Annotated in this window: 2 protein-coding genes; one reads left to right on the top strand and one right to left on the bottom strand. The window is 65.6% G+C overall.

The features are described from left to right. Nucleotides 1-646: NlpC/P60 family protein (locus tag ABGB18_RS49235; protein WP_347702643.1), on the bottom strand; the 646-nt coding region annotated here is incomplete at its 3' end. 1,416 nt (nt 647-2,062) lie between these two features. Here ABGB18_RS49235 and ABGB18_RS49230 point away from each other — a divergent pair. Continuing rightward, nucleotides 2,063-2,678, top strand: a 616-nt coding sequence (locus tag ABGB18_RS49230; protein WP_347702642.1) for a hypothetical protein, incomplete at its 3' end; no start/stop codon positions are given.

Below are 2,678 nucleotides of genomic sequence, written 5' to 3'. Positions count from 1 at the left end.
GCCCTCCTCCGCCGATGTTGTCGTAGCGAATGGGCGTATAGAGGCTGGCATTACCGGCGGTCCAGGTGCGTTGGATGGTGCCCGCGCTGCCGGTCTGTTCGATGACGACCGGCTGCGTGCGAGCGCTGTCTGCCCATCGGACGAACAACGCCACATGGTTCTCGCTCGGATCGCCGGTATGCCGCAGGAGCGCGTCCCCGGGCTGCAGGTCACTGCGGGAGATCGTTTCCGCCCTGTTCATCAGGTTGCCGGTCCAGAAGGCGCTTCCGGATCCGCCGAGCCCCCAGGCCATCGAGACGAATCCGGAGCAGTCCGTGCGGTAGTCGCCGAAGGAGTTGCGATAGCACCTTCCCTGGCTGTACGGGACGCCGCCGACGTCCAACCAACTGCGCGCTCGCGTGAGCACCTGGTCCCGGGTCAGGGCCTTGTCAGCGCCGTTGTCGCCGCAGGGTAATGGCGTAGTGTCCACCGCGAAGGGGCGGATCGGTTCCTCCCGCGGCAGCCCAGGGTATTCCGGCAGCGGCGGGTCTCCGGGCGGCGGCTCCTGGTCAACCGATGTGACGGCCGGACGAGACACCCCGGTCGCTGCTGCCGGTGTGGAGGAGACCGCGGCCGTGCCCGAGGCGATGACGGTGACCGCCAGCATCGTCCACAGGCCGCGTGACAGGAGAGGGATGTTCTCCGAAGGATGTGTCATGAGGGGAGCTTCGGTTGTTCTGATCCAAATACGATCAAAATCGGCTCCAAGCGTTGCGGGCTGCTCACAAGTGAGGGCTGCGGCTCTGCGCTACAACAGGCTCGCCAAGCGCAACTGGAGCACGATCGGGCGCGCTCCCATCAGATCGCCACTCGGGACTGCCGATCAGTTGCAGCGCGATCCGGAACGCGCGCTGCAACTGGCTGAGCAGGCTGCGCACATCATGGCCACACCGCAGGCCGCCCTGCGTCAGGGCCCGGTCGGCCACCGGCTCCTAAAGCCCGGCTGGCAGCCCGGCCATTGACCCGCGCCCCCGCCATCTTCGCCGGCTCCGACCAGCCTCCCTTCGTCGCCCTGGCAGTCATCCACGGTGCGGCCTGACCGTGTCAGCGCATCCGCATTACAGCGTTCTTGGAGCGGACCGCAGTATCACGGCGTCGGTCGCTACGACCACGGCTTCGATTTCGTCGCTCGACGACGGCGTCGCCGCCCGCCGCTGAGCTTCTGAAAGATCAGTGGTGATTCCCTTCGTCCTGTTCTCGACGCTATCCACGCATACGGCACATCCCAGGTGTGTCGGCACCTCACAGAGAAGCAAGTCCACTTCGGCGAGGTCCGGCGTCCGGTAGCCGTCCGGCGCCTGGCCGGCCCTCAAGGTGAACAGCGGACGGTGCGCAAACCGCGGCGAAAGAAGAGGGAGATGCGCCCACGTTTTGATTCCCGGTCCTTGTAGGCCATACGGCCAGCCGATTGTGGGACGCGTTCCGTGATCAGCCTTGAATAGTTTGGAGCCGATTTGGACCGTACTTGGATCGGCACAACCGAAGCTTCCCGTCATGACGTCACCGGGACAACACACCCTCATCTCTCGCGGTTGGTGGACGATGCCGGTGGTCACTGCCTTTGCAAGGCCGAGCCCGCCATGATGCGTGATGACGGTAACGGCACCATGACGATCTGGCGGTGGGCCTCCAGCGGATACGCCTTCGGCAACTCCGGTGAATGGAATCCGGCTGCTGGAACGTCTCGGCCGTAGGCGACCGCGTCGCCGACCCCATTCCGGGCGGCAGCTTCAATTACCACGTCTGGAAGAACGGCGCCTCCCATGCCAGCGAGTGGTACGTCTCCGGCCCGTTCAACTCGACCCCCATCGGCGGAGGCCTCGTCCTGGGCACGCGCCCGCCCACTCACCGAACGCCCACGGCGCACGACACGGGCCCGCTCAAGGCAGGAACTCCCATCCGGACCTGCGCCATGCCGATGACATCCGCGCCCGGCCCGTCGGTCCCTGTCCTGCCCGCCGCGGGCCGCTCCCCTGCGACAGAACCGGCCTTGTCGGCCGCACTCTCCGAAGGAGCCCCTCTCATGTTCAGATCCCTCATACTTCGTACCGGCGTCACGACCACGGCAGTCATCACCGGTCTAATCATCTCAGCCACGACGAATCCCGCCCTGGCCGATCCGGTCCCAATCACAGCAGCCGCCTACCAGCTCGCCCCTTGCGATCCCCGCGGCACCACCGCCCTCGACGCCAGCCTGGCCGCCCGGCTCAACAACACCCTCAACGCCAAGATGCGCGGCTACATGGACGCCTACCGCGTCTCCTGCGCGCGAATGGTCATCAAAGCCGTCCGCGACCGCGGACTCGACGCCCGGGCCGCGGCGATCGCCATTACCACCGTCATCGTCGAGAGCAGCATCCAGAACATCAGTGAGAAGGTCGACCACACCAGTCTGGGACTGTTCCAGCAACTCGACTCATGGGGCAGCGACAGAAATCGCCTCGACCCTACCTGGGCCACCAACGCCTTCCTCAACAAGATGCTCCGGCTCTATCCCAACGACAGGTGGAAAACCGCGCCAATCGGCGAAGTGTGCCAAGCCGTCCAGGTGTCGGGTTATCCCGAGAGATACCCGGAGCAGGCTGGCGACGGCCAAATCATCGCCAACACGATCTGGCCCTACGTCAACGGAGGAGGGG

Origin of the sequence: Nonomuraea sp. B12E4, assembly GCF_039871825.1 — a bacterium.
GTDB lineage: Bacteria > Actinomycetota > Actinomycetes > Streptosporangiales > Streptosporangiaceae > Nonomuraea.
The sequence above is the reverse complement of the archived record's forward strand: the minus strand, read 5'-3'. Positions and strand labels throughout refer to the sequence as shown.